This is a genomic window from Nocardioides sp. GCM10030259 (assembly GCF_042666375.1).
GTDB lineage: Bacteria > Actinomycetota > Actinomycetes > Propionibacteriales > Nocardioidaceae > Nocardioides.
The window spans coordinates 121,754-148,413 of sequence record NZ_JBHTDF010000025.1 but is presented as its reverse complement, the minus strand read 5'-3'; the positions used below and the strand labels follow the sequence as shown (position 1 = coordinate 148,413).

The 26,660-nt window shown below is 69.0% G+C and carries 23 protein-coding genes and 1 tRNA gene; 20 read left to right on the top strand and 4 right to left on the bottom strand.

Features of this window, described 5'->3' with window-relative positions:
- Genes ACFQQI_RS20155 through ACFQQI_RS20140 form a run of 4 tightly spaced genes read right to left on the bottom strand, consistent with a single transcriptional unit; the run spans position 1 to position 3,194 of the window.
- On the bottom strand, positions 1-366 hold the full coding sequence (locus ACFQQI_RS20155) for a DUF4190 domain-containing protein (RefSeq protein ID WP_378567844.1): 366 nt from the start codon (positions 364-366) through the stop codon (positions 1-3).
- 4 nt (positions 367-370) lie between these two features.
- Complete coding sequence (locus tag ACFQQI_RS20150) at positions 371-922, bottom strand: DUF4190 domain-containing protein (RefSeq protein ID WP_378567841.1); 552 nt, start codon at positions 920-922, stop codon at positions 371-373.
- The gene (locus tag ACFQQI_RS20145; RefSeq protein ID WP_378567838.1) at positions 919-1,950 is read right to left on the bottom strand and encodes an adenosine deaminase; all 1,032 of its coding nucleotides are present in this window, start codon (positions 1,948-1,950) and stop codon (positions 919-921) included. Before ACFQQI_RS20145 ends, ACFQQI_RS20150 begins: the two co-directional genes overlap by 4 nt.
- 23 nt (positions 1,951-1,973) lie before the next feature.
- On the bottom strand, positions 1,974-3,194 hold the full coding sequence (locus tag ACFQQI_RS20140; RefSeq protein WP_378567835.1) for a pyridoxal phosphate-dependent aminotransferase: 1,221 nt from the start codon (positions 3,192-3,194) through the stop codon (positions 1,974-1,976).
- A gap of 156 nt (positions 3,195-3,350) precedes the next feature.
- Between ACFQQI_RS20140 and ACFQQI_RS20135 the strand changes: the two genes are divergently transcribed.
- From ACFQQI_RS20135 to ACFQQI_RS20040, 20 genes are all read left to right on the top strand, one after another.
- Positions 3,351-3,423: transfer RNA gene (locus tag ACFQQI_RS20135), tRNA-Trp, on the top strand.
- 45 nt (positions 3,424-3,468) lie between these two features.
- Positions 3,469-3,708: a preprotein translocase subunit SecE gene (gene secE, locus ACFQQI_RS20130; RefSeq protein WP_378567832.1), complete on the top strand. Its 240-nt coding sequence runs from the start codon at positions 3,469-3,471 to the stop codon at positions 3,706-3,708.
- 42 nt (positions 3,709-3,750) lie between these two features.
- Entirely contained in the window at positions 3,751-4,650 is a 900-nt protein-coding gene (gene nusG / locus ACFQQI_RS20125; RefSeq protein WP_378567829.1) for a transcription termination/antitermination protein NusG, read from the top strand.
- 211 nt (positions 4,651-4,861) lie between these two features.
- Complete coding sequence (gene rplK, locus ACFQQI_RS20120; protein ID WP_378567826.1) at positions 4,862-5,290, top strand: 50S ribosomal protein L11; 429 nt, start codon at positions 4,862-4,864, stop codon at positions 5,288-5,290.
- 57 nt (positions 5,291-5,347) lie between these two features.
- Positions 5,348-6,070, top strand: a complete 723-nt coding sequence (gene rplA / locus ACFQQI_RS20115) for a 50S ribosomal protein L1 (protein WP_378567824.1) — start codon at positions 5,348-5,350, stop codon at positions 6,068-6,070.
- A gap of 284 nt (positions 6,071-6,354) precedes the next feature.
- Entirely contained in the window at positions 6,355-7,008 is a 654-nt protein-coding gene (rplJ, locus tag ACFQQI_RS20110) for a 50S ribosomal protein L10 (protein ID WP_378567821.1), read from the top strand.
- A 75-nt stretch (positions 7,009-7,083) separates the two neighbouring features.
- The gene (rplL, locus tag ACFQQI_RS20105) at positions 7,084-7,479 is read left to right on the top strand and encodes a 50S ribosomal protein L7/L12 (RefSeq protein ID WP_378567818.1); all 396 of its coding nucleotides are present in this window, start codon (positions 7,084-7,086) and stop codon (positions 7,477-7,479) included.
- A gap of 256 nt (positions 7,480-7,735) precedes the next feature.
- Positions 7,736-8,689, top strand: a complete 954-nt coding sequence (locus ACFQQI_RS20100) for an ABC transporter ATP-binding protein (RefSeq protein WP_378567815.1) — start codon at positions 7,736-7,738, stop codon at positions 8,687-8,689.
- Positions 8,690-8,691: 2 nt separating this feature from the next.
- Positions 8,692-9,477: an MlaE family ABC transporter permease gene (locus ACFQQI_RS20095; protein ID WP_378567812.1), complete on the top strand. Its 786-nt coding sequence runs from the start codon at positions 8,692-8,694 to the stop codon at positions 9,475-9,477.
- A gap of 13 nt (positions 9,478-9,490) precedes the next feature.
- The gene (locus ACFQQI_RS20090; RefSeq protein WP_378569042.1) at positions 9,491-10,309 is read left to right on the top strand and encodes an MlaE family ABC transporter permease; all 819 of its coding nucleotides are present in this window, start codon (positions 9,491-9,493) and stop codon (positions 10,307-10,309) included.
- A 5-nt stretch (positions 10,310-10,314) separates the two neighbouring features.
- Complete coding sequence (locus ACFQQI_RS20085) at positions 10,315-11,610, top strand: MCE family protein (protein ID WP_378567807.1); 1,296 nt, start codon at positions 10,315-10,317, stop codon at positions 11,608-11,610.
- Positions 11,607-12,641, top strand: coding sequence for an MCE family protein (locus ACFQQI_RS20080; protein ID WP_378567805.1), 1,035 nt, complete (start codon positions 11,607-11,609; stop codon positions 12,639-12,641). Before ACFQQI_RS20085 ends, ACFQQI_RS20080 begins: the two co-directional genes overlap by 4 nt.
- Complete coding sequence (locus ACFQQI_RS20075; protein ID WP_378567802.1) at positions 12,638-13,618, top strand: MCE family protein; 981 nt, start codon at positions 12,638-12,640, stop codon at positions 13,616-13,618. Before ACFQQI_RS20080 ends, ACFQQI_RS20075 begins: the two co-directional genes overlap by 4 nt.
- Before the next feature lies 1 nt (position 13,619).
- A complete protein-coding gene (locus ACFQQI_RS20070) occupies positions 13,620-14,744 on the top strand; it encodes an MCE family protein (RefSeq protein ID WP_378567799.1) in 1,125 nt (374 codons plus the stop codon).
- A complete protein-coding gene (locus tag ACFQQI_RS20065) occupies positions 14,741-16,168 on the top strand; it encodes an MCE family protein (protein WP_378567797.1) in 1,428 nt (475 codons plus the stop codon). Before ACFQQI_RS20070 ends, ACFQQI_RS20065 begins: the two co-directional genes overlap by 4 nt.
- Positions 16,165-17,460 carry an MCE family protein gene (locus tag ACFQQI_RS20060; protein ID WP_378567794.1) on the top strand — a complete coding sequence of 432 codons (1,296 nt, stop codon included), beginning with the start codon at positions 16,165-16,167 and terminating at the stop codon, positions 17,458-17,460. The genes ACFQQI_RS20065 and ACFQQI_RS20060 overlap by 4 nt, the downstream gene beginning before the upstream one ends.
- Positions 17,457-18,041: a hypothetical protein gene (locus tag ACFQQI_RS20055; RefSeq protein ID WP_378567791.1), complete on the top strand. Its 585-nt coding sequence runs from the start codon at positions 17,457-17,459 to the stop codon at positions 18,039-18,041. Before ACFQQI_RS20060 ends, ACFQQI_RS20055 begins: the two co-directional genes overlap by 4 nt.
- Positions 18,038-18,790, top strand: coding sequence for a J domain-containing protein (locus ACFQQI_RS20050; protein WP_378567788.1), 753 nt, complete (start codon positions 18,038-18,040; stop codon positions 18,788-18,790). The genes ACFQQI_RS20055 and ACFQQI_RS20050 overlap by 4 nt, the downstream gene beginning before the upstream one ends.
- Before the next feature lie 222 nt (positions 18,791-19,012).
- Entirely contained in the window at positions 19,013-22,495 is a 3,483-nt protein-coding gene (gene rpoB, locus ACFQQI_RS20045; RefSeq protein ID WP_378567785.1) for a DNA-directed RNA polymerase subunit beta, read from the top strand.
- Between the two features lie 87 nt (positions 22,496-22,582).
- Positions 22,583-26,467, top strand: a complete 3,885-nt coding sequence (locus tag ACFQQI_RS20040; protein WP_378567781.1) for a DNA-directed RNA polymerase subunit beta' — start codon at positions 22,583-22,585, stop codon at positions 26,465-26,467.
- The last annotated feature ends 193 nt before the right edge of the window (positions 26,468-26,660 follow it).

Below are 26,660 nucleotides of genomic sequence, written 5' to 3'. Positions count from 1 at the left end.
TCAGGTGTACGACGGGCCCGTGGCCACGACCGCGAAGAGCAGCACGATGGCCACGAGCGCGAGCACGCCGAGGACGAGCAGGATCGTGCCGATCAGCCCCATGATCCGTCCGGCGTTGGCCTGGTCGCGGCCGCCGACGCTGCCCGGCGGGGCCGCGTCGATCTCCCGGACCGCCCGGCCGCCGATCGCCCACGCGAACGGTGAGATCACCAGCGTGACGCCGCCGCAGGTGAGGATGCCGGCGAGGCCGACGATGCCGAGCACCATCGCGGTCATCGCGGACGGGTGGTTGGGCGGCGGCGTGTAGCCGTAGGGCTGGCCGGCCGGCGGCCAGGGCTGCTGCGGCGGGGGAGCGCCGTACGACATCGCGTCAGCCGATCGCCGGGGCGAACGTGCTGTAGTCCTCGGAGCTGGCCGCCACGACGATCAGGATGATCACGCCGATGATCGCCAGCACCAGCAGGGCGGTGCCGATGATGCCGAGGATGAACCCCGCGAGGGCCATCCCGCGGCCGCCCAGCCGGCCCTCGGAGCGGTCGATCCGCTTCATCGCGACCCGGCCGAGCACCAGGGCGACGGGCGACGCGAGCAGGCCCACGCCGTACGCGCAGGCCATCACCAGCGCGGCGATGCCCGTGATCATCGAGCCGAGCGCGAGCCCGTCGGTGGGCGGCGCGGCGACCGGGTAGCCGTACGCCGGCTGCTGCGGCGGGTACGGCTGGCCGTAGGGCTGACCCTGTTGCTGACCGTAGGGCTGGCCGTACTGCTGCGGGTACTGCTGCGGGTACTGCGGCGGATACGGCTGCTGCTGCGGCGGCTGCTGGGACTGGTACGGGTTGGGCGGGGGCTGGCCGTACGGCTGGTGCGTCGGCGGCGTGTCGTTGTCCCGCTCGCCGTAGGGGTTCTCGGGGCCCGTGGTCATGCCAGCATCCTTGCAGGCTCGGTCGCCAGCCACCCGTCGATGTCGGCAAGTACCGCGGCCCGCACCGAGTCGGGCGCCCGCGAGGCGCGCACCGACATCCGGGCCAGCTCGGCGAGCTGCTCGTCGGTGAGCTCGTGGGCGGCCCGCATGGTCGCGTACTGGCCGGCCAGGCGCGAGCCGAAGAGCAGCGGGTCGTCCGCGCCGAGCGCCACCGTCGCGCCCGCGGCCAGCAGCGTCGGCAAGGGCACCGAGGTGAGGTCGGAGTAGACGCCGAGCGCGACGTTCGAGACCGGGCAGACCTCGAGCGCGACGCCGGCCTCGACGACCCGGTCGAGCAGGGCCGGGTCCTCGGCCGAGCGGACGCCGTGGCCGAGCCGGTCGGCGCCGAGCGAGTCGAGGCACACCCGGATGTGCTCGGGGCCGCGGAGCTCCCCGCCGTGTGGCACCAGCGTCAGGCCGGCGCGCTCGGCGATCCGGAACGCGGGGGCGAAGTCGGCCGTGCTGCCGCGCCGTTCGTCGTTCGAGAGGCCGAAGCCGACCACCCCGCGGCCGGAGTACTGCGCCGCCAGGCGGGCCAGGGTGCGGGCGTCGAGCGGGTGCCGGGTGCGGTTGGCGGCGATGACCACCGCCATGCCGAGCCCGGTGGTCGCCGACGCCTCGGCGACGGCGTCGAGCACGAGGTCGGTGAAGGCCGTGATGCCACCGAAGCGGGCGCCGTACCCGCTCGGGTCGACCTGGATCTCCAGCCAGCGGCCGCCGTCGCGGACGTCGTCCTCGGCCGCCTCACGCACGAGGCGGCGTACGTCGTCCTCGGTCCGCAGCACCGAGCGCGCGACGTCGTAGAGGCGCTGGAAGCGGAACCAGCCCTTCTCGTCGGCCGCCGACAGCTTCGGCGGCCAGTCCTCGACGAGCTGGTCGGGGAGCGCGATCCCGTCGCGCTCGGCGAGCTCGAGCAGCGTCGCATGGCGCATCGAACCGGTGAAGTGCAGGTGGAGGTGCGCCTTCGGCAGCGCCAGGAGATCGCGCATCACCCCGGAGCGTATCGGTGTCGTCAGGCGAACAGCTTCTGCAGGCGGGTGATGCCCTCGGCGATGTCGTCGTCGCCGAGCGCGTACGAGAGCCGCAGGTAGCCGGGGGAGCCGAACGCCTCTCCGGGGACGACCGCGACCTCGGCCTTGTCGAGGATGTACTCCGCCAGCTCCGCGGACGTGTCGATGACGCGGCCGCCGTGCTCCTTGCCGAGCAGGCCCTTCACCGACGGGTAGGCGTAGAACGCGCCACCCGGCATCGGGCAGACGACACCGTCGATCTCGTTGAGCATCGTGACGATCGTGCGGCGGCGGCGGTCGAAGGCCGCCTTCATCTCGTCGACCGCGGAGAGGTCGCCCTCCAGCGCCGCGACGGCCGCGCGCTGCGACACGTTGGCGACGTTCGACGTGGCGTGCGACTGCAGGTTCGTGGCTGCCTTGACGATGTCGGTCGGGCCGATCACCCAGCCGACCCGCCAGCCGGTCATCGCGTAGGTCTTCGCGACCCCGTTGACGACCACGGTGTGCCCGGCCAGCTCGGGGCAGAGCACCGGCAGGGAGCCCGTGTCGATGCCGTCGTACACGAGGTGCTCGTAGATCTCGTCGGTGAGCACCCACAGCTCGTGCTCCTCGACCCACGCGCCGATCGCCCGGATCTCGTCGGCGGTGTAGACCGAGCCGGTCGGGTTCGACGGCGACACGAAGAGCAGCACCTTGGTGCGGTCGGTGCGGGCTGCCTCGAGCTGCTCGACGGTGACCTTGTAGTCCTGGGTCTCGTCGGCGAGCACCTCGACCGGCACGCCGCCGGCCAGCTGGATCGCCTCCGGGTAGGTGGTCCAGTACGGCGCCGGCACGATCACCTCGTCGCCGGGGTCGAGCATCGCGGCGAACGCCTCGTAGATGGCCTGCTTGCCGCCGTTGGTGACCAGCACCTGCGCCGGCTCGACCACGAGGCCGCTGTCGCGGGCGGTCTTCGCGACGATCGCCTTCTTGAGCTCGGGCAGGCCGCCGGCCGGGGTGTAGCGGTGGTTCTTCGGGTCGCGGCACGCCTCGGCGGCCGCGTCGACGATGTAGCCCGGCGTCGGGAAGTCGGGCTCGCCGGCCCCGAAGCCGATCACCGGACGGCCCTCGGCCTTCAGCGCCTTCGCCTTGGCATCGACCTTGAGCGTGGCGCTCTCGGCGATGGCGCCGATGCGTCGGGAGACGCGGCGGGAACGAGGCGAGGAGTCTGGCGCGGAGGTCATGTGCTCCATCGTAGGGTGGGTCGGAGGGCGGCCCGCCAGCCGTTTGGACTCTGGATCGCCCCACCCCGTAGACTCCCGTTTGGTGGATTCCCACAGGCTCAGTCCTGCCCTCGGCAGGCTGCCTGCGGGGCCTGTCCACCTCGCAGAAGACTGCGAAGGGCACTAGCTCAACTGGCAGAGCATCGGTCTCCAAAACCGAAGGTTGGGGGTTCAAGTCCCTCGTGCCCTGCAAAGGACCAACGACGCCAGGTCGGATGACGAAGGGGAGAAGGACGTGCCGGACAGCAACGCAGTCCGCGGTGAGCGGGGCGGTAGCGCCAAGCGCACCAGCATCCCCACCTTCTACCGTCAGGTGGTGGCCGAGCTCCGCAAGGTCGTCTACCCGACGCAGGAGCAGCTGATCACCTACTTCATCGTCGTCATGGTCTTCGTGCTCGCGATGATGACGATCGTGTCGCTGCTCGACCTGGGCTTCGGCAAGCTCGCCTTCGAAGTCTTCTCCGGCGGCGACTGATCCGGTCCGCCCGGCGGATGACCCACAGCAACACCCAACGTGATGGAGCAGTACGTGTCTGAGCAGGAGTACGACTCGGCGGAGACCGAGGAGACGACCGCCGGGGTCGACAGCCCCGGAGTCGAGCCCAGCCTCGAGGACCAGTACGGCGAGCCCGACGACGGCCCCGCGATCGAGGACGACCCGCGCCTGGACGTCGAGACCACCGACGAGGACAGCGACGCGGCCCTCGGGCTCGACGACCACGAGGCCGACGGCACCACCGCCGAGCTGTCCGAGGCCGAGGGTGACGAGGCCCCTGAGGACGAGGGTGACGACGACCCGCTCGAGGCCTTCCGCCGCGAGCTGTGGGCGAAGCCCGGCGACTGGTTCGTCGTGCACACCTACTCCGGCATGGAGAACCGGGTGAAGTCGAACCTCGAGAACCGCATCATCTCCCTCAACATGGAGGACTACATCCACGAGATCGTGGTCCCCACCGAGGAGGTCGCGGAGATCAAGAACGGTCAGCGCAAGATGGTCAAGCGCACCGTTCTCCCCGGCTACGTGCTGGTTCGCATGGACCTCACCGACGAGTCCTGGGCCGCGGTCCGCCACACCCCGTCGGTGACCGGGTTCGTCGGCCACAGCCACCAGCCCGTGCCGCTGTCGATGTCCGAGGTCGAGAGCATGCTCGCCCCCGCCGTCGTCGCCCGCGCCGAGGCCGAGGCGGCCGCGGCCGGCACGCCCAGCACCACCGCCGGCGCCACCCCGAAGAAGCCCGTCGAGGTCGCCGACTTCGACGTCTCCGACTCGGTCATGGTGGTCGACGGCCCGTTCGCCACGCTGCACGCGACGATCACCGAGATCAACGCCGAGTCGCAGCGCGTCAAGGCCCTCGTCGAGATCTTCGGCCGCGAGACCCCGGTCGAGTTGTCGTTCTCGCAGATTCAGAAGGTCTGAGCACGACTGGCGAAGAGATTGAGGAGCGCTCGGCCCGACCGCGCGGAGCGCGGGCGGGCGACGCGTCTCGAAATCCAGAGGACCGCGATTTCGCGTTACGCGGGGCTCGCAGCACAATAGTTCGGTTGTCCGAGTGACATCCGGCAGCAGCAGGTGGCAGAGGCGCACGACGTACGCCTCGTCATGACCACGAGACAGAGAGAGAAGCACCATGCCTCCGAAGAAGAAGATCGCCGCACTCGTCAAGGTGCAGCTCCAGGCCGGCGCCGCGACGCCGGCCCCGCCGGTCGGTACCGCCCTCGGTCCGCACGGCGTGAACATCATGGAGTTCTGCAAGGCGTACAACGCCCAGACCGAGTCCATGCGCGGCAACGTGATCCCGGTCGAGATCACCATCTACGAGGACCGCTCGTTCACGTTCATCACCAAGACCCCGCCGGCCGCCGAGCTGATCAAGAAGGCCGCCGGCCTCAAGTCCGGCTCCGGCACCCCGCACTCGGTCAAGGTCGGCAAGCTGACCAAGGACCAGGTGCGCGAGATCGCCCAGACCAAGCTGCCCGACCTCAACGCGAACGACATCGAGGCGGCGATGAAGATCGTCGAGGGCACCGCCCGCTCGATGGGCGTCACGACCGACTGAAACGTGGGAGAGCCGCGCTGGCTCGCTAACCACATCTCCTGAAAGCAGAGGAACATCATGCAGCGCAGCAAGACCTACCGCGCGGCGTCCGAGACGTTCGACAAGGACGAGCTCTACGCCCCGCTGGCCGCGATCAAGATCGCGAAGACCGCGTCCAAGAAGAAGTTCGACGAGACCGTCGACGTCGTCATGCGCCTGGGTGTCGACCCGCGCAAGGCCGACCAGATGGTCCGGGGCACCGTCAACCTCCCGCACGGCACCGGCAAGACCGCCAAGGTCCTGGTGTTCGCGAACGCCGACAAGGCCGAGGCCGCGCGTGAGGCCGGCGCGGACGTCGTCGGTGGCGACGACCTGATCGAGAAGGTCGCCGGCGGCTGGCTCGACTTCGACGCCGTCGTCGCGACCCCGGACATGATGGGCAAGGTCGGCCGCCTCGGCCGCGTGCTCGGTCCGCGTGGCCTGATGCCGAACCCGAAGACCGGCACCGTGACGCCGGACGTGGCCAAGGCCGTGTCCGACATCAAGGGCGGCAAGATCGAGTTCCGCGTCGACCGCCACGCCAACCTGCACTTCATCATCGGCAAGGCGTCCTTCTCGGAGGTCCAGCTCGCGGAGAACTACGCCGCGGCGCTGGAGGAGGTGCTCCGTCTGAAGCCGGCCAGCTCGAAGGGCCGCTACATCAAGAAGGTCACCGTCTCCACGACGATGGGCCCCGGTGTCCAGGTCGACCCGAACCGCACGCGCAACGTCGCGGTCGAGGACGAGGCCGCCTCGGCCTGACGTCGACGTCGTACGACGCCCCGGTCCGCTCGTCGGGCCGGGGCGTCGTCGATTTGGCCGGGCCGTCCGTCGCGCCGTACTGTTCTCCACGAAACCAAAGACCGCTGGTTGTCGCGCTGTCCCTGTTCCGATGAGCAGAGTGCAGCCTGACCGAAGGTTCCGCAGCGATGCGGACGGCCCGCGCAGGTGACAGAGCACGAAGTCCACTTCACGCCCTGAGCCTGCGCTCGGGGCGTTCGTCTTTCTCCGGGCCGGGGCCGGTGGTCACCACCGGAAGGAGACCCATGGCGCGGGCAGACAAGCAGGCGGCCGTCGCGGACATCGTTGAGTCGTTCAACGAGTCCGCCGGTGCCGTGCTGACCGAGTACCGCGGTCTCACCGTGAAGCAGCTGCAGGAACTGCGGCGCTCCCTCGGCGAGAACGCCAACTACGCCGTGGTCAAGAACACGCTGGCCAAGATCGCCGCCACCGAGGCCGGCATCGAAGGCTTCGACGACCTGCTGACCGGCCCGACCGCCATCGCCTTCATCAACGGCGACGTGGTCGAGGCGGCCAAGGGTCTGCGTGACTTTGCCAAGGCGAACCCCACCCTGGTCATCAAGGGTGGCGTCCTCGACGGCAAGCCCCTCGACGCGTCCGAGATCGCCAAGCTGGCGGACCTCGAGTCTCGCGAGGTGCTCCTGGGCAAGCTGGCCGGCGCAATGCTGGCTTCGCTCAGCCAGGCCGTCTACCTGCTCAACGCGCCGCTCGCCCAGGCCGCCCGCCTCGCGGGTGCGCTCCAGGCGAAGGCCGAGCAGGACCCCTCGATCCTCGCAGGTGGTGCTGGCCAGGCTTCGGCCGAGCCGGTCGCCGCTGACGAGGCTCCCGCCGAGGAGGCGGCTCCCACTGAGGAGCCCGCCGCCGAGGCCGCCTCTGACGAGGAGACCGCCGAGGCCTGAGGCCCCGGCGTACACACCACCTGAAACCCGGCCCCGGGTGACACCGCGGGCCACCGAATGGAAGGAAGCGCCACCATGGCGAAGCTCAGCACCGACGAGCTCCTCGACGCGTTCAAGGAGATGACGCTGATCGAGCTCAGCGAGTTCGTGAAGCAGTTCGAGGACACCTTCGGCGTCACCGCCGCTGCCCCGGTTGCCGTTGCGGCTGCCCCGGCCGCGGGCGGCGCTGCCGCCGGCGACGCCGCCGGCGACGCGGCCCAGGACGAGTTCGACGTCATCCTGGAGTCGGCCGGCGACAAGAAGATCAACGTGATCAAGGAGGTGCGCGCGCTGACCTCGCTCGGCCTGAAGGAGGCCAAGGAGCTGGTCGAGGGCGCCCCGAAGCCGGTCCTCGAGAAGGCCAACAAGGAGGCCGCGGACAAGGCCAAGGAGGCCCTCGAGGCCGCCGGCGCCACCGTCACCCTCAAGTGACGCAGGTCTCGTAGCTGCACCTCCACGAGGGGCGGTCACCCACTGGGTGGCCGCCCCTCGTGGCAATTTTCCGGTCCCTGCGCGCCATTTCCGGACGGATCCGCCCCGATTCCGGGGTGTCAGCGATCCCGACAACGGGAAGGAAACTCGCGCGTAACTTCGCCCGTCGGCCGCCGTTGATATCGGTCAGGGAGACGGGGAGTGGTCCGAGCGTGCTGTTGGCGCGCGACAGCGCAAGGAGGGACAGGGACAGACCATGGGCGTCGAGATCGCGGTCGAGAACCTCACCAAGTCGTTCGGGAAGCAGCTCATCTGGGGCAACGTCTCCCTGACGATCCCCGCCGGGGAGATATCGGTGATGCTGGGCCCGTCGGGCACCGGCAAGTCGGTCTTCCTGAAGAGCCTCATCGGGCTGATCAAGCCCGACCAGGGCTCGATCATCATCGAGGGCACCGACATCGCCACCTGTTCCGAGCGGGACCTCTACGAGATCCGCAAGCTCTTCGGCGTGCTGTTCCAGGACGGCGCCATGTTCGGCTCGATGAACCTCTACGACAACGTCGCCTTCCCGCTGCGCGAGCACACCCGCAAGTCGGAGTCCGAGGTCCGCGACATCGTCATGGAGAAGATGGACCTCGTCGGCCTGCTCGGCGCCGAGGACAAGCTGCCCGGCGAGATCTCCGGCGGCATGCGCAAGCGCGCCGGCCTGGCCCGCGCCCTCGTGCTCGACCCCGAGATCCTGCTGATCGACGAGCCGGACTCCGGCCTCGACCCGGTGCGTACGTCGTTCATCAACCAGCTCTTCGTCGACCTCAACGCGCAGATCGACGCGACGTTCCTCATCGTCACCCACGACATCAACACCGCTCGCACCGTCCCCGACAACATCGGGCTGCTCTACCACCGCCACCTGGCGATGTTCGGGCCGCGCGAGATGCTGCTGTCCTCCGAGGAGCCGGTCGTCCGCCAGTTCCTGAACGCCCAGACCATCGGTCCGATCGGCATGTCGGAGGAGAAGGACGCCGACGAGCTCGAGGCCGAGCGCGGCCGGGAGATGCCGCCGCTGCCGCCGATCCCGATGCAGCTCGAGCCGTCCAACGGCATCCCGCGCCGCAGCCAGCGACCGGCCGGTGGCTGGTGCCGCGACAACGGCGTGATCCCCCCGCCCGGGTCCTTCTCGATGGGCATGTCGATGGCGACCGGCGGCTGACCATGTCCTCCCTCACCGCCCATCGGGTGCTGGCACCCGTCGGGACCGCCGGCAACCTCTTCGCCTTCGGTCTCGACGTCGGCCGCAACGTCTTCCGGCGCCCGTTCCAGACCCGGGAGTTCATCCAGCAGGCGTGGTTCATCGCCTCGGTGACGATCATCCCGACCGCGCTGGTCGCGATCCCGTTCGGCGCGGTGATCGCGCTGCAGGTCGGAGGGCTGATCAAGCAGTTCGGCGCCCAGTCCTTCACGGGCTCCGCCGCCGTCCTCGCCGTGGTCAGGGAGGCGGGCCCGATCGCGACCTCGCTGCTGATCGCCGGAGCCGCCGGCTCGGCCATCGCGGCCGACCTCGGAGCCCGGAAGATCCGCGAGGAGCTCGACGCCATGATGGTGCTGGGCATCGACCCGATCCAGCGCCTCGTCGTACCCCGCGTGCTCGCCTGCATGCTCGTCGCCGTCTTCCTCAACGGCCTGGTCAGCGTCGTCGGCGTGGCGGGCGGCTACGTCTTCAACGTGGTCCTGCAGGACGGCACACCAGGCTCCTACCTGGCGAGCTTCACCGCGCTCGCACAGCTTCCAGACCTGTGGCAAGGCATGGTCAAGGCGCTGGTCTTCGGCCTGATCGCCGCGATCGTCGCCTGCTACAAGGGCATGAACGCCAAGGGCGGGCCGAAGGGCGTCGGCGACGCCGTGAACGAGTCGGTCGTCGTCACCTTCATGCTCCTCTTCATCGTCAACTTCGTGATGAGCGCGATCTACTTCCAGCTAGTCCCACCGAAGACGGGGTGACGGCGTGGCGAGCATGAGAGCCGTCTACGAGCGGCCGGCGAAGTTCCTCGACGACCTCGGCGCGGAGCTGCTCTTCTTCGTGAAGGCGCTCGCGTGGACCCCGCGGACCGTCCGGCGCTACAAGAAGGAGATCCTGCGGATCCTCGCCGAGGTGACGCTCGGCTCCGGCGCCCTCGCGGTCATCGGCGGCACCGTCGGCGTGATCGTCGCGATGTGCTTCTTCACCGGCACCGAGGTGGGCCTGCAGGGGTACGCCGCGCTGAACCAGATCGGCACGGCCGCGTTCTCGGGCTTCGTGTCGGCGTACTTCAACACCCGCGAGATCGCCCCGCTCGTCGCCGGCATCGCGCTGGCCGCGACCGTGGGCTGCGGCTTCACCGCCCAGCTCGGCGCGATGCGGATCTCCGAGGAGGTCGACGCCCTCGAGGTGATGGCGATCCCGTCGCTGCCGTTCCTGGTGACCACCCGGATCATCGGCGGCCTGATCGCGATCATCCCGCTGTACGTCGTGGGCCTGCTGGCGTCGTACTTCGCGACCCGCCTGACCGTCACCCAGTTCTTCGGGCAGAGCACCGGCACCTACGACCACTACTTCAACCAGTTCCTGCCGCCGGGCGACGTGCTGTGGTCCTTCGGCAAGGTACTGGTCTTCGCGGTGACCGTCATCCTGATCCACTGCTACCACGGCTACAACGCCTCGGGCGGTCCCGCCGGCGTCGGCGTCGCCGTCGGCAAGGCCGTGCGCACCAGCATCGTCGCGCTCAACGTCATCGACCTGTTCCTGTCGATGGCGATCTGGGGCACCACCACGACCGTCCGATTGGCCGGGTGACGCCGATGCGCAGCAGCGTCGGGAGCTTCGCGCTCCCCAAGGTGATGGGGATCCTCTTCCTCTGCCTGCTCCTGGCCGGGGTCTACCTGACCTACGCGATCTTCTCGAAGAAGTTCACGGACTACGAGGAGCTGACGCTGCGCACCTCGACGATCGGACTGCAGCTGCCCACCCGCGCCGACGTGAAGGTCCGTGGCGTCCTGGTCGGGGAGGTGCTCGACTTCGAGTCGACCGGTGACGGCGCCGAGCTCACGCTCGGCATCTACCCGAGCCAGCTCGACTCGATCCCTGCCAACGTCACCGGCTCGATCGTGCCGAAGACGCTCTTCGGCGAGAAGTACGTCTCCCTCGTGGTGCCGGACGACCCCTCGGCCGACCCGATCGCCTCCGGCGCGACCATCGAGCGGACCACCGTCTCGACCGAGGTCGAGCAGGTGCTCTCCGACCTCTACCCGCTGCTGCGCACCGTCCAGCCCGCCGAGCTCAACCAGACCCTCAACGCGCTCGCCACGGCGCTCGAGGGTCGCGGTGAGGAGCTCGGCGAGAACATCGAGACCCTCGACAGCTACCTCCAGAAGATCAACCCGCAGATCCCCGCGCTGGTCGAGGACCTGAGGCTGACCGCCCAGGTGTCCGACAACTACGCCGACGTGCTGCCGCAGATCGCCCAGATCATCGACGACACCGTGCTGACGACCGGCACGCTCGAGGGCCGCGAGGACAAGCTGAACGCGCTGTTCAAGGACGTCGCGTCGGCCTCCGGGACCGCCGAGGCCTTCCTCGACGCCAACGGCGACAACCTGATCCGCTTCAGCGAGATCGGCGAGGACCAGCTGAAGGTGTTCGCGAAGTACGCGCCGGAGTTCGAGTGCCTGACGCGCGGCATCGTGGGCGCCGGCGAGCGGCAGGCCGAGGCGTTCCGCGGCTTCGTGCTCCACATCGTCCTCGAGACGCTGCCGCACCAGCCGCGGCCCTACGGCCCGCAGGACCTCCCGCGCTTCGGCGAGGACCGCGGCCCCGCCTCGTGCATGCACCTGCTCGACCCGCCCTGGAGCCAGGAGAACCCGGTGCGGCACCAGCCCGACTTCGACGACGGCATCGACGAGCCGACCGGCAAGGGCACCAGCCGCGTGGGGCCCAACGCCTGGTTCCGCAACGCCGGTCCGGGCAGCCCCGCGGAGACCGAGGTGCTGCGCTCGCTGCTCGGGCCCGGGCTGGGCGTGAGCGCGTCCGACGTACCCGACATCGGCCCGCTCCTGGTGGGTCCGATGGCGCGCGGTGCGGAGGTGTCGCTCCGATGATGCTCCTCGACCGCCGCACCGGCGTCGACCTGGTCAAGCTGCTCGTGTTCATCGTGGTGACCACGCTGGCCACCTCGGTCCTGGTCGTCACGATCGGCAACGTGTCGTTCTCGCCGAAGCGCGAGTACCGCGCCGAGTTCGTCGACGCCACGGGCGTCGTCAAGGGCGACGACGTGCGGATCGCCGGCGTCAAGGTCGGCAGCGTCCAGGACGTCGAGATCGTCGACCGCACCCGGGCGCTGGTGACCTTCTCCGTCGACGAGACCGAGTCGCTGAGCCAGGCCACGCACGCGGCGATCCGCTACCGCAACCTGGTCGGCCAGCGCTACATCTCGCTCACCGACGAGATCGGCGACACGGGCACGCTGAAGGCCGGAGCCACGATCCCGGTCAGCCGGACCACGCCGGCGCTCGACCTGACCGTGCTGTTCAACGGCTTCAAGCCTCTCTTCCAGGCGCTGTCGCCGGCCGACATCAACCAGCTGTCCTACGAGATCGTCCAGGTCTTCCAGGGCGAGGGCGGGACGCTCGAGGGGCTGTTGTCCCACACGGCGTCGGTGACGTCCACCCTGGCCAGCCGCGACCAGATCATCGGCGAGCTCATCGACAACCTCAACGAGGTGCTCGACCACATCGGCGACCGCGACGACCAGCTCAGCCAGCTGATCACGACGTTCCGCACCTTCGTCGGCGGCCTGACCGAGGACCGCAAGGCCATCCTCGGGTCGCTCGACGAGATCTCGGACCTCTCGGTCGAGACTGCGGGCCTCGTCTCCGGCATCCGCGAGCCGTTCGTCGACGACATCCACCAGCTGCGCCGACTGGGCAAGCACCTCGACGACGGCAAGGCCGAGATCGACCGGTCGCTGCAGGTGCTGCCGATCAAGCTCAACAAGATCGGCCGCACGGCGGCGTACGGCTCGTGGTTCAACTTCTACCTCTGCCACTTCCAGGGACGCGTGCGCCTGCCGGGCGGCACCTCGGTCCCGGTCGACTACAACACCGGCTCCGACAGGTGTGATCTCGGATGACGACCCGCAAGCCCACGTCCTTCCGCGAGCGCAACCCGGTGGTGATCGGGGCGGTCAGCCTCGCCGTCGTGGCCCTGCTGGTGCTCGCGGCGTTCCGTGCGCAGGACCTGCCGGTGATCGGCGGCGGCGACACCTACTACGCCGCGTTCGCCGAGTCCGGCGGGCTCAAGGCCAACGACGAGGTGCGCATCGCGGGCGTCCGGGTCGGCAAGGTCGAGTCGGTCGAGCTCGACGGCGACCACGTGCAGGTGAAGTTCCGCGTCGACACCGAGTCGGCTTTCGGGCCCGACACGCGCGCCGCGATCAAGGTGAAGACGCTGCTCGGCGCGATGTTCCTCTCGCTCGAGCCCGCCGGCTCAGGCCAGCTCGACGCGGGGAGCGAGATCCCTGTGGAGCACACCAGCTCGCCGTACGACGTCGTCGACGCGTTCTCGGGGCTCGCGTCCACCTCGGAGCGGATCGACACCGACCAGCTCGCGAAGTCCCTGACGACGCTGGCCGACCTGACCCGCAACACGCCCGAGGAGTTCCGCGAGGCCCTCGACGGCGTCTCCGCCCTGTCGACGAACATCGCCGCGCGCGACGAGCAGATCAACACCCTGCTGAAGAACCTCGACCGCGTCACCAGCGTGCTCGACGAGCGCGACCAGGACATCGTCGGGCTGATGAAGGACTCCGAGGTCCTCTTCACCGCGCTGGTCGCGCGCCGCGACGCCGTCCACAACCTGCTGGTCTCGACGGCCACTCTCTCGAAGGAGCTCACGACGCTCGTGGAGCAGAGTCGCGAGGACCTCGAGCCGGCACTCGACCACCTCCGCAACGTCGTGGCGGTCCTCAACAAGAACGAGGACAACCTCGACAACAGCCTGCGGCTGATGAAGCCCTTCTACCGGGTCTTCGCCAGCACGCTCGGCAACGGGCCGTGGTTCGACACCTACATCCAGAACATGCCCCCGGTCCCGCAGGTGGGTCGCTGACATGGCCATGCTGAAGCGCGTCCTCATCCCCGCCGTGCTGGCGCTGCTCCTCGTGGCGGCGGCCTTCACGATGTTCCGCAGCGAGGACACCAAGACGCTGACCGCGCACTTCCCGCGGACGATCTCGATCTACGAGGGCAGCGACGTGCGCGTGCTCGGCGTACCCGTCGGGAAGGTCGACACCGTGACGCCGTCCGGCACCGACGTGGTCGTCACGATGCACTACGACGCCGACGTGCAGGTGCCGGCCGACGCCAAGGCCGCCATCGTCGCGCCCTCGATCGTGGGGGACCGCTTCGTCCAGCTCACCCCGGTCTTCACCGAGGGCCAGGTGCTCGCCGACGGCGCCACACTCGACCGGGACCGCACCGCCGTGCCGCTCGAGCTCGACCAGATCTACACGAGCATCGACGACCTCACCGTCGCCCTCGGCCCCAACGGCGCCAACAAGAAGGGCGCGCTCACCGACCTGCTCCAGAGCACGGCCGCGAACTTCGGCGGGCAGGGGGAGCGGTTCAACCAGACGATCAAGGACTTCGGTCGGCTGAGCACGACGCTCGACGACAACAAGGAGGAGCTCTTCGGGTCGGCCCGCAAGCTCCAGGGGTTCATCGGCACGCTCGCCGAGAACGACCAGACCGTGCGCAAGTTCAACGACTCGCTGGCCGACGTCTCCTCGATGCTGTCCGGCGAGCGCCAGGAGCTCGCGCAGGCCCTGGACAACCTGTCGACGGCGCTCGGCCAGGTCACGACGTTCGTCAAGGAGAACCGCCAGGCCCTCGGCGACAACATCGTCGGGCTCAACCGGGTCTCGAAGGTCCTGGTCAAGCGCCGCGCCGAGCTCGACGACATCCTGAAGACCGGGCCGCTCGCGCTCAACAACCTGGCGCTGACCTACAACCCCGAGTCGGGCACGCTCGACACCAACGCCAACCTCGGCATGATCGGCCACCAGATCTCGAGCGACCCCAGCTCGTTCCTCTGCGGCATCGTCGGCCAGGCCGACAAGTCGGGCGCCATGTGCGGCCTCGTCAAGCAGGCGCTGGGCCGCAGCGGGCCGGGCGGACGTACGTCGGGCGACCGGTTCGACCCGACCCTCGGCGGCCTCGTGGAGGACGACCGATGAGGCGGCCGGCGACGATCCTGCGCACCCTGGCCGGGGTGCTGGCCGGTGCCCTGCTGCTGACCGGCTGCGACTTCGACGTCTACAAGCTGCCGCTGCCCGGTGGCGCCGACGTCGGCGACGACGCCATCACGGTCTCGGCGGAGTTCCGCGACGTGCTCGACCTGGTGCCGAAGTCGACGGTGAAGGTCAACGACGTCAGCGTCGGCCAGATCACCGACGTCGTCCTCGAGGACGGCCACGCCGTCGTGACCATGGAGCTGCGCGACGACACGGACCTGCCGGCCAACGCGGTCGCGGAGATCCGCCAGACCAGCCTGCTCGGCGAGAAGTTCGTGTCGCTGGGCCCGCCCACCGAGGAGGCCCCCCAGGGCACCCTCGCCGACGGCGGGGAGATCCCGCTCGAGCAGACCGGCCGCAACCCCGAGGTCGAGGAGGTGCTCGGCGCGCTGAGCCTGGTGCTCAACGGCGGCGGCGTCGCCCAGCTGAAGACCATCGCGACCGAGATCAACAAGGCCCTCGAGGGCCGCGAGGGCGCCACCCGGTCCGTGCTCGAGCAGATCCGGCAGTTCATGTCGCAGATCGATGAGAACAAGGACGACATCGTCACCGCGATCGAGTCCGTCAACGGCCTGGCCAAGGAGGTGCGCGCGCAGGAGGGCTCCATCGACGCCGCCCTCGAGGAGCTCCCGAGCGCCCTCTCGTCGCTCGACAAGCAGCGCGGCGACCTGGTGAAGATGCTGCACGCGCTCGAGGACCTGAGCTCGGTCGGGGTCCAGGTCATCCAGGCCTCCAAGGAGGGCACGATCAAGGCGCTCGAGCAGCTCAACCCCGTGGTCGAGGAGCTCGCCAACTCCGGCGACGCGTTCGTGAAGTCCTTCAACGTCTTCCTGACCTACCCCTTCGTCGACGAGGCCGTCGGTCGCGACCCGCAGGTCGCCCGCAACCTGCACATGGGCGACTACACCAACCTCTCGATCCAGCTCGACGTCGACCTCTCCGGCGGCATCGACGGCCTCCCGACCGGGCTGCCGACGCTGTTGCCCGGCGACCTCGAGCCGACGCGCCTGGTGCCGCTGCTCTCCGAGTGCCTCACCAGCGGCGACCTGTCCAGCGCCAAGTGCCAGCAGCTGCTGGGCGCCGTCGGCGGCCTCGCCAAGCTGCGGTCGGCGTGCCTCAAGGACGAGAACAAGGACACCACCCTCTGCCGCGCCCTCAACCAGGTCCCCGGCCTGCCGCACCTGCCCGGCTCGGAGAGCCTCCCGTCGCTCCCGGTGCTGAGCGATCTGCTCGGCCTCGGCCGAGCACCCGTGGGCCCGACCGCCACGCCCTCGAGCAAGCGGGGGCCGACGATGGGACAGCTCAGCAAGGCCTTCGACCCGGCCCTGGTCGAGCTGATGGTCCCCGGGATGGTGAGCTCGCGATGATCACCCGCCGTACCCGCATCCAGCTGCTGATCTTCGTGATGATCACGCTGCTCGGCGTCAGCTACGTCGGCGCCCGCTACGCGCGGCTCGACCGGTTCTTCATCGACGACAGCTACACCGTCGTCGCCCACTTCGAGCGCTCCGGCGGCATCTACGAGGGCGGCGAGGTGTCCTACCGAGGCGTCCAGATCGGCAAGGTCGGCGACATGACCCTCACCGACGGGGGAGTCGACGTCCACCTCGACATCGACAACGACTTCGACGACATCCCGGCCGACACTCTCGCCGTGGTCGGCAACCGGTCGGCCGTGGGGGAGCAGTACGTCGAGCTCCAGCCGCGCAGCAACGAGGCGCCGTACCTCCGGGACAGCTCGGAGATCGCGATGGAGGACACGCAGACCCCGATCGCGACCGAGAAGTTCCTGACCGACATCTCCGACACCGTCCGGTCGGTCGACCAGGAGGCGCTCGCCACCACGGTCGACGAGCTCGGCAAGGCGTTCGGGGGCACGGGCAAGGACCTGCAGCAGATCATCGACACCGGCAACTCCTTCATCAACGAGGCCGACGCGAACTTCGAGCTCACGACGGCCCTGATCCGCGACAGCAACACCGTGCTGCGGACGCAGGCCGACAAGGCCGGCGCCATCCGCACCTTCGCGAAGGAGCTCAGCCTGTTCAGCGGCACGCTCGCGGGCTCCGACAAGGCGCTGCGCGAGGTGATCGACAGCGGCTCGGCGACGGCCGACCAGCTGCGGACCTTCCTCGAGCAGTACGGCGTCGACCTGGGCGAGCTGATCAACAACCTGGTCACGACCGGCGAGGTGATCGTCGAGAACCTCCCGGGCATCCGCCAGATCCTCGTCATCTACCCGTACGTCGTCGAGGGCAGCTACACGGTCGTCTCCAAGTCGCCCGACACCGGTCTGTACGACGCGCACTTCGGGCTGATCATGACCGACAACCCGGTCTGCCACGCGGGCTACGAGACCACCGAGACCCGTCCGCCGCAGGACGGCAGCGACTGGCCGATGAACGAGCAGGCCGGCTGCACCGAGCCGGCCTCGAAGAGCAACGCGCGCGGCCCCCAGAACCTGCAGCGGGCCGCCCCCGACTACCGCTCGCCGGTGATCGCGAAGTACGACCCCGAGTCGAACCGCCTGCGCTGGACCGACCCGGCCGACGGCGGCCGGATCGACTCCGACCGCGCCGGGAGTGCTGCGCCGTCGAGCTTCGGAGAGGAGAGTTGGAAGTGGCTATTTCTCCAGCCCTTGACCACGAGCCCGAGGTGACCACCACCGACCCCACGTCCGACGCGCCCGGCGGACGCCCCCAGGGCACCGCCCGCCTCGTGGTGCTCGGCGTGCTCGTGCTGGCGCTGCTCGCCTCGGCGGGCTGCCTCGTGTGGCTGCTCGCCGAGCGCCGCGGTGCGGCCGACGAGGCGCAGTCGGCGCGCGAGGCCGTGCAGAGCCAGACCGAGCAGTTCGTGCTGCGCCTGAACACCTACGGCCCCGACCAGCTCGACGACGACGGCCGCCTCCCGGCGTACCTGGAGCAGGTCAGCGAGGTCATCACCCCGAAGTTCGCCGCCGACTTCGAGAAGTCCGGGCTGCCGATCGCCGAGAAGATGGTCACCCAGGCCGCCTACGGCCGCACCGTGGAGGTGTACGGCGTGGGCGTCGAGTCGGTCGGCACCGACGACGCCACTGCGATCGTCGCCGCCGGCGTCACCGGCAGCTACCCCGACCCGAAGGACGACTCCAAGCGGGTGCAGGCCGAGCCCGACCTGCTGCGCTGGCAGGTCGACCTGGTGCGCACCGACGGCGAGTGGCTGGTCGACGACTACACCCCGGTCAGCGAGGTGGAGCAGTGAACACCCCCAGCTGGTACGACCTCCTCGGAGTCGACGACGACGCCAGCGAGTCGGAGATCCGGGTCGCCTGGCGCGCCGCGATCGCCGACCTCGACCCCACCGACCGCCGGTTCACCTCCTTCAACCGCGCGGCCGAGGTGCTGCTCGACGCCGACCGGCGCGCGGCGTACGACGCCGAGCTCGCCGCCCAGGCCCCCGCCTCGACCACCGAGCCGGAGGCCGAGCCCGAGCTCGAGCCGGAGCCCAGCCCCGCCGCGACGGGGCTGCGGCGGGTCGTGCCCGCCTGGCTGCTCGTCGGCGTCGGGGTCGTCACGCTCCTGGTCGCCGGTGCCGCGGCCGTGGTGGCGGCGACGGTCCCCTCCGACCGGGCGGTCCAGGACGCGTCCGAGCAGGCCCGGGCGGCGGCGGAGCGGGCGATCGTCCCGCTGCTCTCCTACGACGGCCGCGACCTCGACAGGACGCGGGCGGCCGGCCAGCAGTACCTCACCGGTGACTACCGCGAGGAGTACGACAAGTTCATCGACGGCGTGATCGAGCAGAACGCGCCGCGCACCCGCACCGTCGTCGAGGCCGAGCTGGTCCGGTCTGGTCTCGTGCGGGCCGACGAGAACCGCGCCCAGGTCTTCGTGCTGGTCGACATGAGCCGCACCAACAGGGTCGAGAAGCAGCCGGTCGTCTACAAGAACTGGGCCACGCTGACCATGGAGAAGGTCGACGGCGACTGGCTGGTCGCGGACATCGAGACGTAGCCGCGGGATCCGGGGCGGCCGCGCTGCTTGACCTGGCCGTCCCGGGAGTTCATGATCGTCGCCAACGCCGCACCCGACGCTGAGACCGGGGTTTGTGGCGCGTGCCCGCGTGCGGTAGCCTTTGTCTTTGCGTCTGCCCTCAAATGCTCTCCAGCCTGCCCGGTGGCTGGTTTTGTGGTGGGCTGAACGCCGATCTCACAGCGTTTCGTCGAAGGACACCTCTTGGCCGCGCGCACCAACTCTGGTAACCCCCGCCGCATCTCTTTCGCAAAGATCACCGAACCACTCGAAGTACCGAAGCTCCTCTCGCTCCAGACCGACAGCTTTGACTGGCTGATCGGCAACGAGGCCTGGCAGGCCGTCGTGCAGAGCCGCCTCGATGCAGGCGAGGACGTCTCCCAGAAGTCCGGTCTCCAGGAGATCTTCGAGGAGATCTCCCCGATCGAGGACTTCTCCGAGACCATGTCGCTCTCGTTCGAGAACCCGGTCTTCTATGACCCGAAGTACTCCGTCGACGAGTGCAAGGAGAAGGACTTCACCTACTCCGCGCCGCTCTACGTGTCGGCCGAGTTCACCAACAACGACACCGGCGAGATCAAGGGCCAGACGGTCTTCATGGGCGACTTCCCGCTCATGACCGACAAGGGCACCTTCATCATCAACGGCACCGAGCGCGTCGTCGTCTCGCAGCTCGTCCGGTCCCCGGGCGTCTACTTCGAGCGCACCGCCGACAAGACGTCCGACAAGGACATCTACACCGCGAAGCTGATCCCCTCGCGGGGCGCCTGGCTCGAGTTCGAGATCGACAAGCGCGACATGGTCGGCGTCCGCCTCGACCGCAAGCGCAAGCAGAACGTCACGGTCCTGCTCAAGGCCCTCGGCATGTCCATCGAGGACATCCGCCGCGAGTTCGCCGACCCCAACAGCACCGAGGGTCGCGCCTACGAGTCGATCGAGCTCACCCTGGAGAAGGACCACACCCAGGGCGAGGACGACGCGCTGCTCGACATCTACCGCAAGCTCCGTCCGGGCGAGCCGCCGACGCGTGAGGCCGCGCAGACGCTGCTGAACAACTACTACTTCAACCCGAAGCGCTACGACCTGGCGAAGGTCGGCCGCTACAAGATCAACAAGAAGCTGGGCCTCGTCGAGGCGTTCGACCAGCAGACGCTCACGGTCAGCGACATCGTCAACGCGATCAAGTACATCGTGGCGCTCCACGACGGCCAGACCGAGGTCGAGTCGCCCCAGGGCGCGCTCGAGATCGTCGCCGACGACATCGACCACTTCGGCAACCGCCGCATGCGGACCGTCGGCGAGCTGATCCAGAACCAGCTCCGCACCGGCCTCGCCCGCATGGAGCGCGTGGTCCGCGAGCGGATGACGACCCAGGACGTCGAGGCGATCACGCCGCAGTCCCTGATCAACATCCGCCCGGTCGTCGCGGCGCTGAAGGAGTTCTTCGGCACCTCGCAGCTGTCGCAGTTCATGGACCAGACCAACCCGATCGCCGGCCTGACGCACAAGCGTCGCCTCTCGGCGCTCGGCCCCGGCGGTCTCTCGCGTGACCGCGCGGGCATGGAGGTCCGTGACGTCCACCCGTCGCACTACGGCCGCATGTGCCCGATCGAGACGCCGGAAGGCCCGAACATCGGTCTGATCGGCTCGCTCGCGTCGTACGGCCGGATCAACCCGTTCGGCTTCGTCGAGACGCCGTACCGGAAGGTCGAGAAGGGCAAGGTCACCGACAAGGTCGACTACCTGACCGCCGACGACGAGGACCGCTACGTCATCGCGCAGGCGAACGCCGTGCTCGACGACAAGGGTCGCTTCGTCGAGGAGCGCGTGCTGGTCCGCCAGCGCGACGGTGAGGTCTCCGAGGTCCTGGCCGACGAGGTCGACTACATGGACGTCTCGCCGCGCCAGATGGTGTCGGTCGCGACCGCGCTGATCCCGTTCCTCGAGCACGACGACGCCAACCGCGCGCTCATGGGCGCGAACATGCAGCGCCAGGCCGTGCCGCTCATCCGCAGCGACGCGCCGCTGGTCGGCACCGGCATCGAGTACCGCGCCGCGGTCGACGCCGGTGACGTCGTCACCGCCACGGCCGCCGGCGTGGTCAAGGAGGTGTCCGCCGACATCATCGAGACGATGAACGACGACGGCACCTACTCGACGTACCGGCTGTCGAAGTTCAAGCGCTCCAACCAGGGCACCTGCATCAACCAGCGCCCGCTGGTCGCCGAGGGCGACCGGGTCGAGATCGGCTCGCCGATCGCCGACGGTCCGTGCACCGACGACGCGGAGATGGCGCTCGGCACCAACCTGCTCGTGGCGTTCATGCCGTGGCAGGGCCACAACTACGAGGACGCGATCATCCTCAGCCAGCGCCTGGTGCAGGAGGACGTCCTCACCTCGATCCACATCGAGGAGCACGAGGTCGACGCCCGCGACACCAAGCTGGGCCCCGAGGAGATCACCCGGGACATCCCGAACGTCTCCGAGGAGATGCTGGCCGACCTCGACGAGCGGGGCATCATCCGCATCGGCGCCGAGGTGTCGACCGGTGACGTCCTGGTCGGCAAGGTCACGCCCAAGGGCGAGACCGAGCTGACCCCCGAGGAGCGCCTGCTCCGCGCGATCTTCGGTGAGAAGGCGCGCGAGGTCCGCGACACCTCGATGAAGGTGCCGCACGGCGAGTCCGGCACGGTCATCGGCGTCCGGGTCTTCGACCGCGAGGAGGGCGACGAGCTCCCGCCGGGCGTCAACCAGCTGGTGCGCGTCTACGTGGCGCAGAAGCGCAAGATCTCCGTCGGCGACAAGCTCGCCGGCCGCCACGGCAACAAGGGCGTCATCGCGAAGATCCTGCCGATCGAGGACATGCCGTTCATGGAGGACGGCACCCCGGTCGACGTGATCCTCAACCCGCTGGGTGTCCCGCGTCGTATGAACATCGGTCAGATCCTCGAGCTCCACCTCGGCTGGCTCGGCAAGCAGGGCTGGCACATCGACGCCGACCTGAAGAACGAGGAGTGGGCCAAGCGCCTGACCAAGATCGGTGCGGACAAGGCCGAGCCGAACACCAAGCTGGCGACCCCCGTCTTCGACGGCGCCCGCGAGGACGAGATCACCGGTCTGCTCGGTGCGACGATCCCCAACCGCGACGGCGTGCGGATGATCGACGAGACCGGCAAGGCCGACCTCTTCGACGGCCGCTCCGGCGAGCCGTTCCCGGACCCGGTCTCGGTCGGCTACATGTACATCCTCAAGCTGCACCACCTCGTGGACGACAAGATCCACGCCCGCAGCACCGGCCCCTACTCGATGATCACGCAGCAGCCGCTGGGCGGTAAGGCCCAGTTCGGTGGCCAGCGGTTCGGCGAGATGGAGGTCTGGGCGATGGAGGCGTACGGCGCCGCCTACGCCCTCCAGGAGCTGCTGACGATCAAGTCCGACGACGTGCCCGGTCGCGTCAAGGTCTACGAGGCCATCGTGAAGGGCGAGAACATCCCCGACTCGGGCATCCCGGAGTCGTTCAAGGTGCTCGTCAAGGAGATGCAGTCGCTCTGCCTCAACGTGGAGGTGCTGTCGCAGGACGGCTCCGCCATCGAGATGCGCGACGCGGAGGAGGACGTCTTCCGCGCCGCCGAGGAGCTCGGCATCGACCTGTCCCGCCGCGAGCCCAGCAGCGTCGAAGAAGTCTGAGGTGACGGCGGCCCGCCACGTGCGGGCCGCCCCCTCGGTCCACGTACTTCACTTTTTTCTTAGAACTACCGAAGGGTTGCAGCCACAGTGCTCGACGTTAACTTCTTCGACCAGCTTCGGATCGGCCTGGCCACCGCGGACGACATCCGCACCTGGAGCCACGGCGAGGTCAAGAAGCCGGAGACCATCAACTACCGCACGCTGAAGCCCGAGCGTGACGGCCTCTTCTGCGAGAAGATCTTCGGTCCCACCCGGGACTGGGAGTGCTACTGCGGCAAGTACAAGCGCGTGCGCTTCAAGGGCATCATCTGCGAGCGCTGCGGCGTCGAGGTCACCCGCTCGAAGGTCCGCCGCGAGCGCATGGGCCACATCGAGCTGGCCGCTCCGGTCACCCACATCTGGTACTTCAAGGGTGTCCCGAGCCGCCTCGGCTACCTGCTCGACCTGGCGCCGAAGGACCTCGAGAAGGTCATCTACTTCGCCGCCTACATGATCACCTCCGTCGACGAGGACGCGCGGCACCGCGACCTGGCCTCGCTCGAGGGCAAGATCGGCCTCGAGCGCGACCGCCTCACCAACCGCATGGAGGGTGCGCTGTCCGACCGGGCCAAGAAGCTCGAGGAGGACCTCGCCGCTCTCGAGGCCGAGGGTGCCAAGGCCGACCAGCGCCGCAAGGTCAAGGACGGCGCGGAGCGCGAGATGGCCCAGATCCGCAAGCGCGGTGAGGCCGAGGTCGCGCGCCTGAACGAGGTCTGGGACACCTTCAAGGGTCTCAAGGTCCAGGACCTCATGGGCGACGAGATGCTGTACCGGGAGATGAAGAACTGGTTCGGCAAGTACTTCGAGGGCCACATGGGCGCCACGGCGATCCAGAAGCGCCTCGAGAGCTTCGACGTCGAGGCCGAGGTGGAGTCGCTGCGCGACACCATCGCCAACGGCAAGGGCCAGCGCAAGGTCCGCGCGCTCAAGCGCCTCAAGGTCGTCGACGCCTTCCGCAAGACCGGCAACAAGCCGCAGGGCATGGTGCTCGACGCCGTCCCGGTCATCCCGCCGGACCTGCGTCCGATGGTGCAGCTCGACGGTGGCCGCTTCGCGACCTCCGACCTCAACGACCTGTACCGCCGCGTCATCAACCGCAACAACCGCCTCAAGCGGCTGCTCGACCTCGGCGCGCCCGAGATCATCGTCAACAACGAGAAGCGGATGCTGCAGGAGGCCGTCGACTCGCTGTTCGACAACGGCCGTCGTGGCCGCCCGGTCACCGGGCCGGGCAACCGCCCGCTGAAGTCGCTGTCCGACATGCTCAAGGGCAAGCAGGGTCGCTTCCGCCAGAACCTGCTCGGCAAGCGCGTGGACTACTCGGGCCGTTCGGTCATCGTGTCGGGTCCGCAGCTGAAGCTGCACCAGTGCGGTCTGCCCAAGCAGATGGCGCTGGAGCTCTTCAAGCCGTTCGTGATGAAGCGCCTCGTCGACCTGTCGCACGCGCAGAACATCAAGTCGGCCAAGCGGATGGTCGAGCGGGCCACCTCCGGCGCCCGGTACGCCGTGGTGTGGGACGTCCTCGAAGAGGTCATCACCGAGCACCCGGTGCTGCTCAACCGTGCGCCCACGCTGCACCGCCTCGGCATCCAGGCCTTCGAGCCGCAGCTGATCGAGGGCAAGGCGATCCAGATCCACCCGCTCGTCTGCTCGGCGTTCAACGCCGACTTCGACGGTGACCAGATGGCGGTGCACCTGCCGCTGTCCGCCGAGGCCCAGGCCGAGGCACGGATCCTGATGCTGTCGACCAACAACATCCTCAAGCCGTCGGACGGCCGTCCGGTGACCATGCCGACCCAGGACATGATCATCGGCCTGTTCTTCCTGACGACCGAGCGGCCGAACCAGCCGGGCGAGGGTCGCGCGTTCGCGAGCCAGGCCGAGGCGATCATGGCGTTCGACCACGGCGAGATCACGCTGCAGAGCCCGATCCGGATCCGGTTCACCGACATCGTGCCGCCGCTCGAGGCGGGCGCGGAGGAGGCCGAGCCGGGCCAGACGATCACGCTCGAGACCACGCTGGGTCGCGCGATCTTCAACGAGACCCTGCCGGCCGACTACCCGTACGTGAACTACGAGGTCGGCAAGAAGGCCCTCGGCGCGATCGTCAACGACCTCGCCGAGCGCTACACCAAGGTCGAGGTCGCGGCGTCGCTCGACGCGCTCAAGGACACCGGCTTCCACTGGGCCACCCGGTCGGGCGTCACCGTCTCCATCGACGACGTGACGACCCCTGGCCAGAAGGTCGAGATCCTCTCGGGCTACGAGGCGCAGGCCGCCAAGGTCCAGAAGCAGTTCGAGCGTGGTCTGGTCACCGACGAGGAGCGCCGCCAGGAGCTCATCGAGATCTGGACGCAGGCCGCGAACGAGGTCGGCAAGGCGATGGAGACGACGTTCGACCGCGCCAACCCGATCTTCATGATGGTCGAGTCGGGTGCCTCCGGAAACATGAACCAGATCCGGCAGGTGGCCGCCATGCGTGGCCTGGTGGCCAACCCGAAGGGCGAGATCATCCCGCGCCCGATCAAGTCGAACTTCCGTGAGGGCCTGACCGTTCTCGAGTACTTCATCGCGACGCACGGTGCCCGCAAGGGTCTGGCGGACACCGCGCTGCGGACCGCCGACTCGGGCTACCTGACCCGTCGTCTGGTGGACGTCTCGCAGGACGTCATCATCCGCGAGGACGACTGCGGCACCGAGCGCGGTCTGCCGAAGCGGATCGGCGAGCGTCGTGAGGACGGCACCGTGGTCAAGGCGGAGAACGCCGAGACCGCGGCGTACGCCCGCTCGGCCGCCACCGAGGTCACCCACCCGGAGACGGGCGAGGTGCTCGCCGCGGCGGGCGAGGACCTGGGCGACGTGAAGATCGGCGAGCTGATCGCGGCCGGCATCGAGGAGGTCAAGGTCCGCTCCGTGCTGACCTGTGACGCCAAGACCGGCACCTGCGCGAAGTGCTACGGCCGCTCGCTGGCCACCGGCAAGCTCGTCGACATCGGCGAGGCCGTCGGCATCATCGCGGCCCAGTCGATCGGTGAGCCCGGCACGCAGCTGACGATGCGTACCTTCCACACCGGTGGTGTGGCGTCGGCCGACGACATCACGCAGGGTCTCCCGCGTGTGGTCGAGCTCTTCGAGGCCCGCTCCCCGAAGGGTCGCTCCCCGATCGCCGAGGCCACCGGCCGCGTGGAGATCGAGGAGACCGACAAGGCCCGCAAGGTCCTCATCACGCCGGACGACGGCTCCGAGGTCCAGGAGTACCCCGTCTCGAAGCGCTCGCGTCTGCTCGTCGCGGACGGCGACACCGTCGAGGTCGGCCAGATGCTCACCGTCGGTACGCCGGACCCGCAGGACGTCCTGCGGATCCTCGGCGTGCGCCGGGCGCAGGAGCACCTGGTGGACGAGGTCCAGGCCGTGTACCGGTCGCAGGGTGTGTCGATCCACGACAAGCACATCGAGATCATCGTGCGGCAGATGCTGCGCCGGATCACGGTGATCGAGTCCGGTGACACCCACCTGCTCCCGTCCGACCTGGTCGACCGGGTGCGGTTCGAGGAGGAGAACCGGCGCGTGGTCTCCGAGGGCGGCAAGCCGGCCTCGGGTCGCCCGGTCCTCATGGGCATCACCAAGGCCTCGCTGGCGACCGAGTCGTGGCTCTCGGCGGCCTCCTTCCAGGAGACCACCCGCGTCCTCACCGACGCGGCGATCCACGGCCGCTCGGACTCGCTGCGCGGTCTGAAGGAGAACGTGATCATCGGCAAGCTGATCCCGGCTGGTACCGGCCTCGAGCGGTACCGCAACATCCGGGTGGAGCCCACCGAGGAGGCCCGCGCCGCGGCGTACTCCGTCACCGGTTACGACTCCTACGACTACGAGTTCGGTGGCGGCCAGGCCGTCGCCCTGGACGACTTCGACTTTGGCTCGTACCAGAACTGAGGGCGAAGCCGTCAGTTCTGGTGTGACGAGCCAGGTTGAGGAGCGTCGACGCAGACCGCGCGCCAGCGCGGGATGCTTGACGCGTCTCGAAACCAGCTCGTACCAGAACTGATCGAGTCGCACAGAGGCCCCATCACCCACGCGGGTGGTGGGGCCTCTGGCATGTCCGCCTGACCGCGACCAGCGGTGGGCT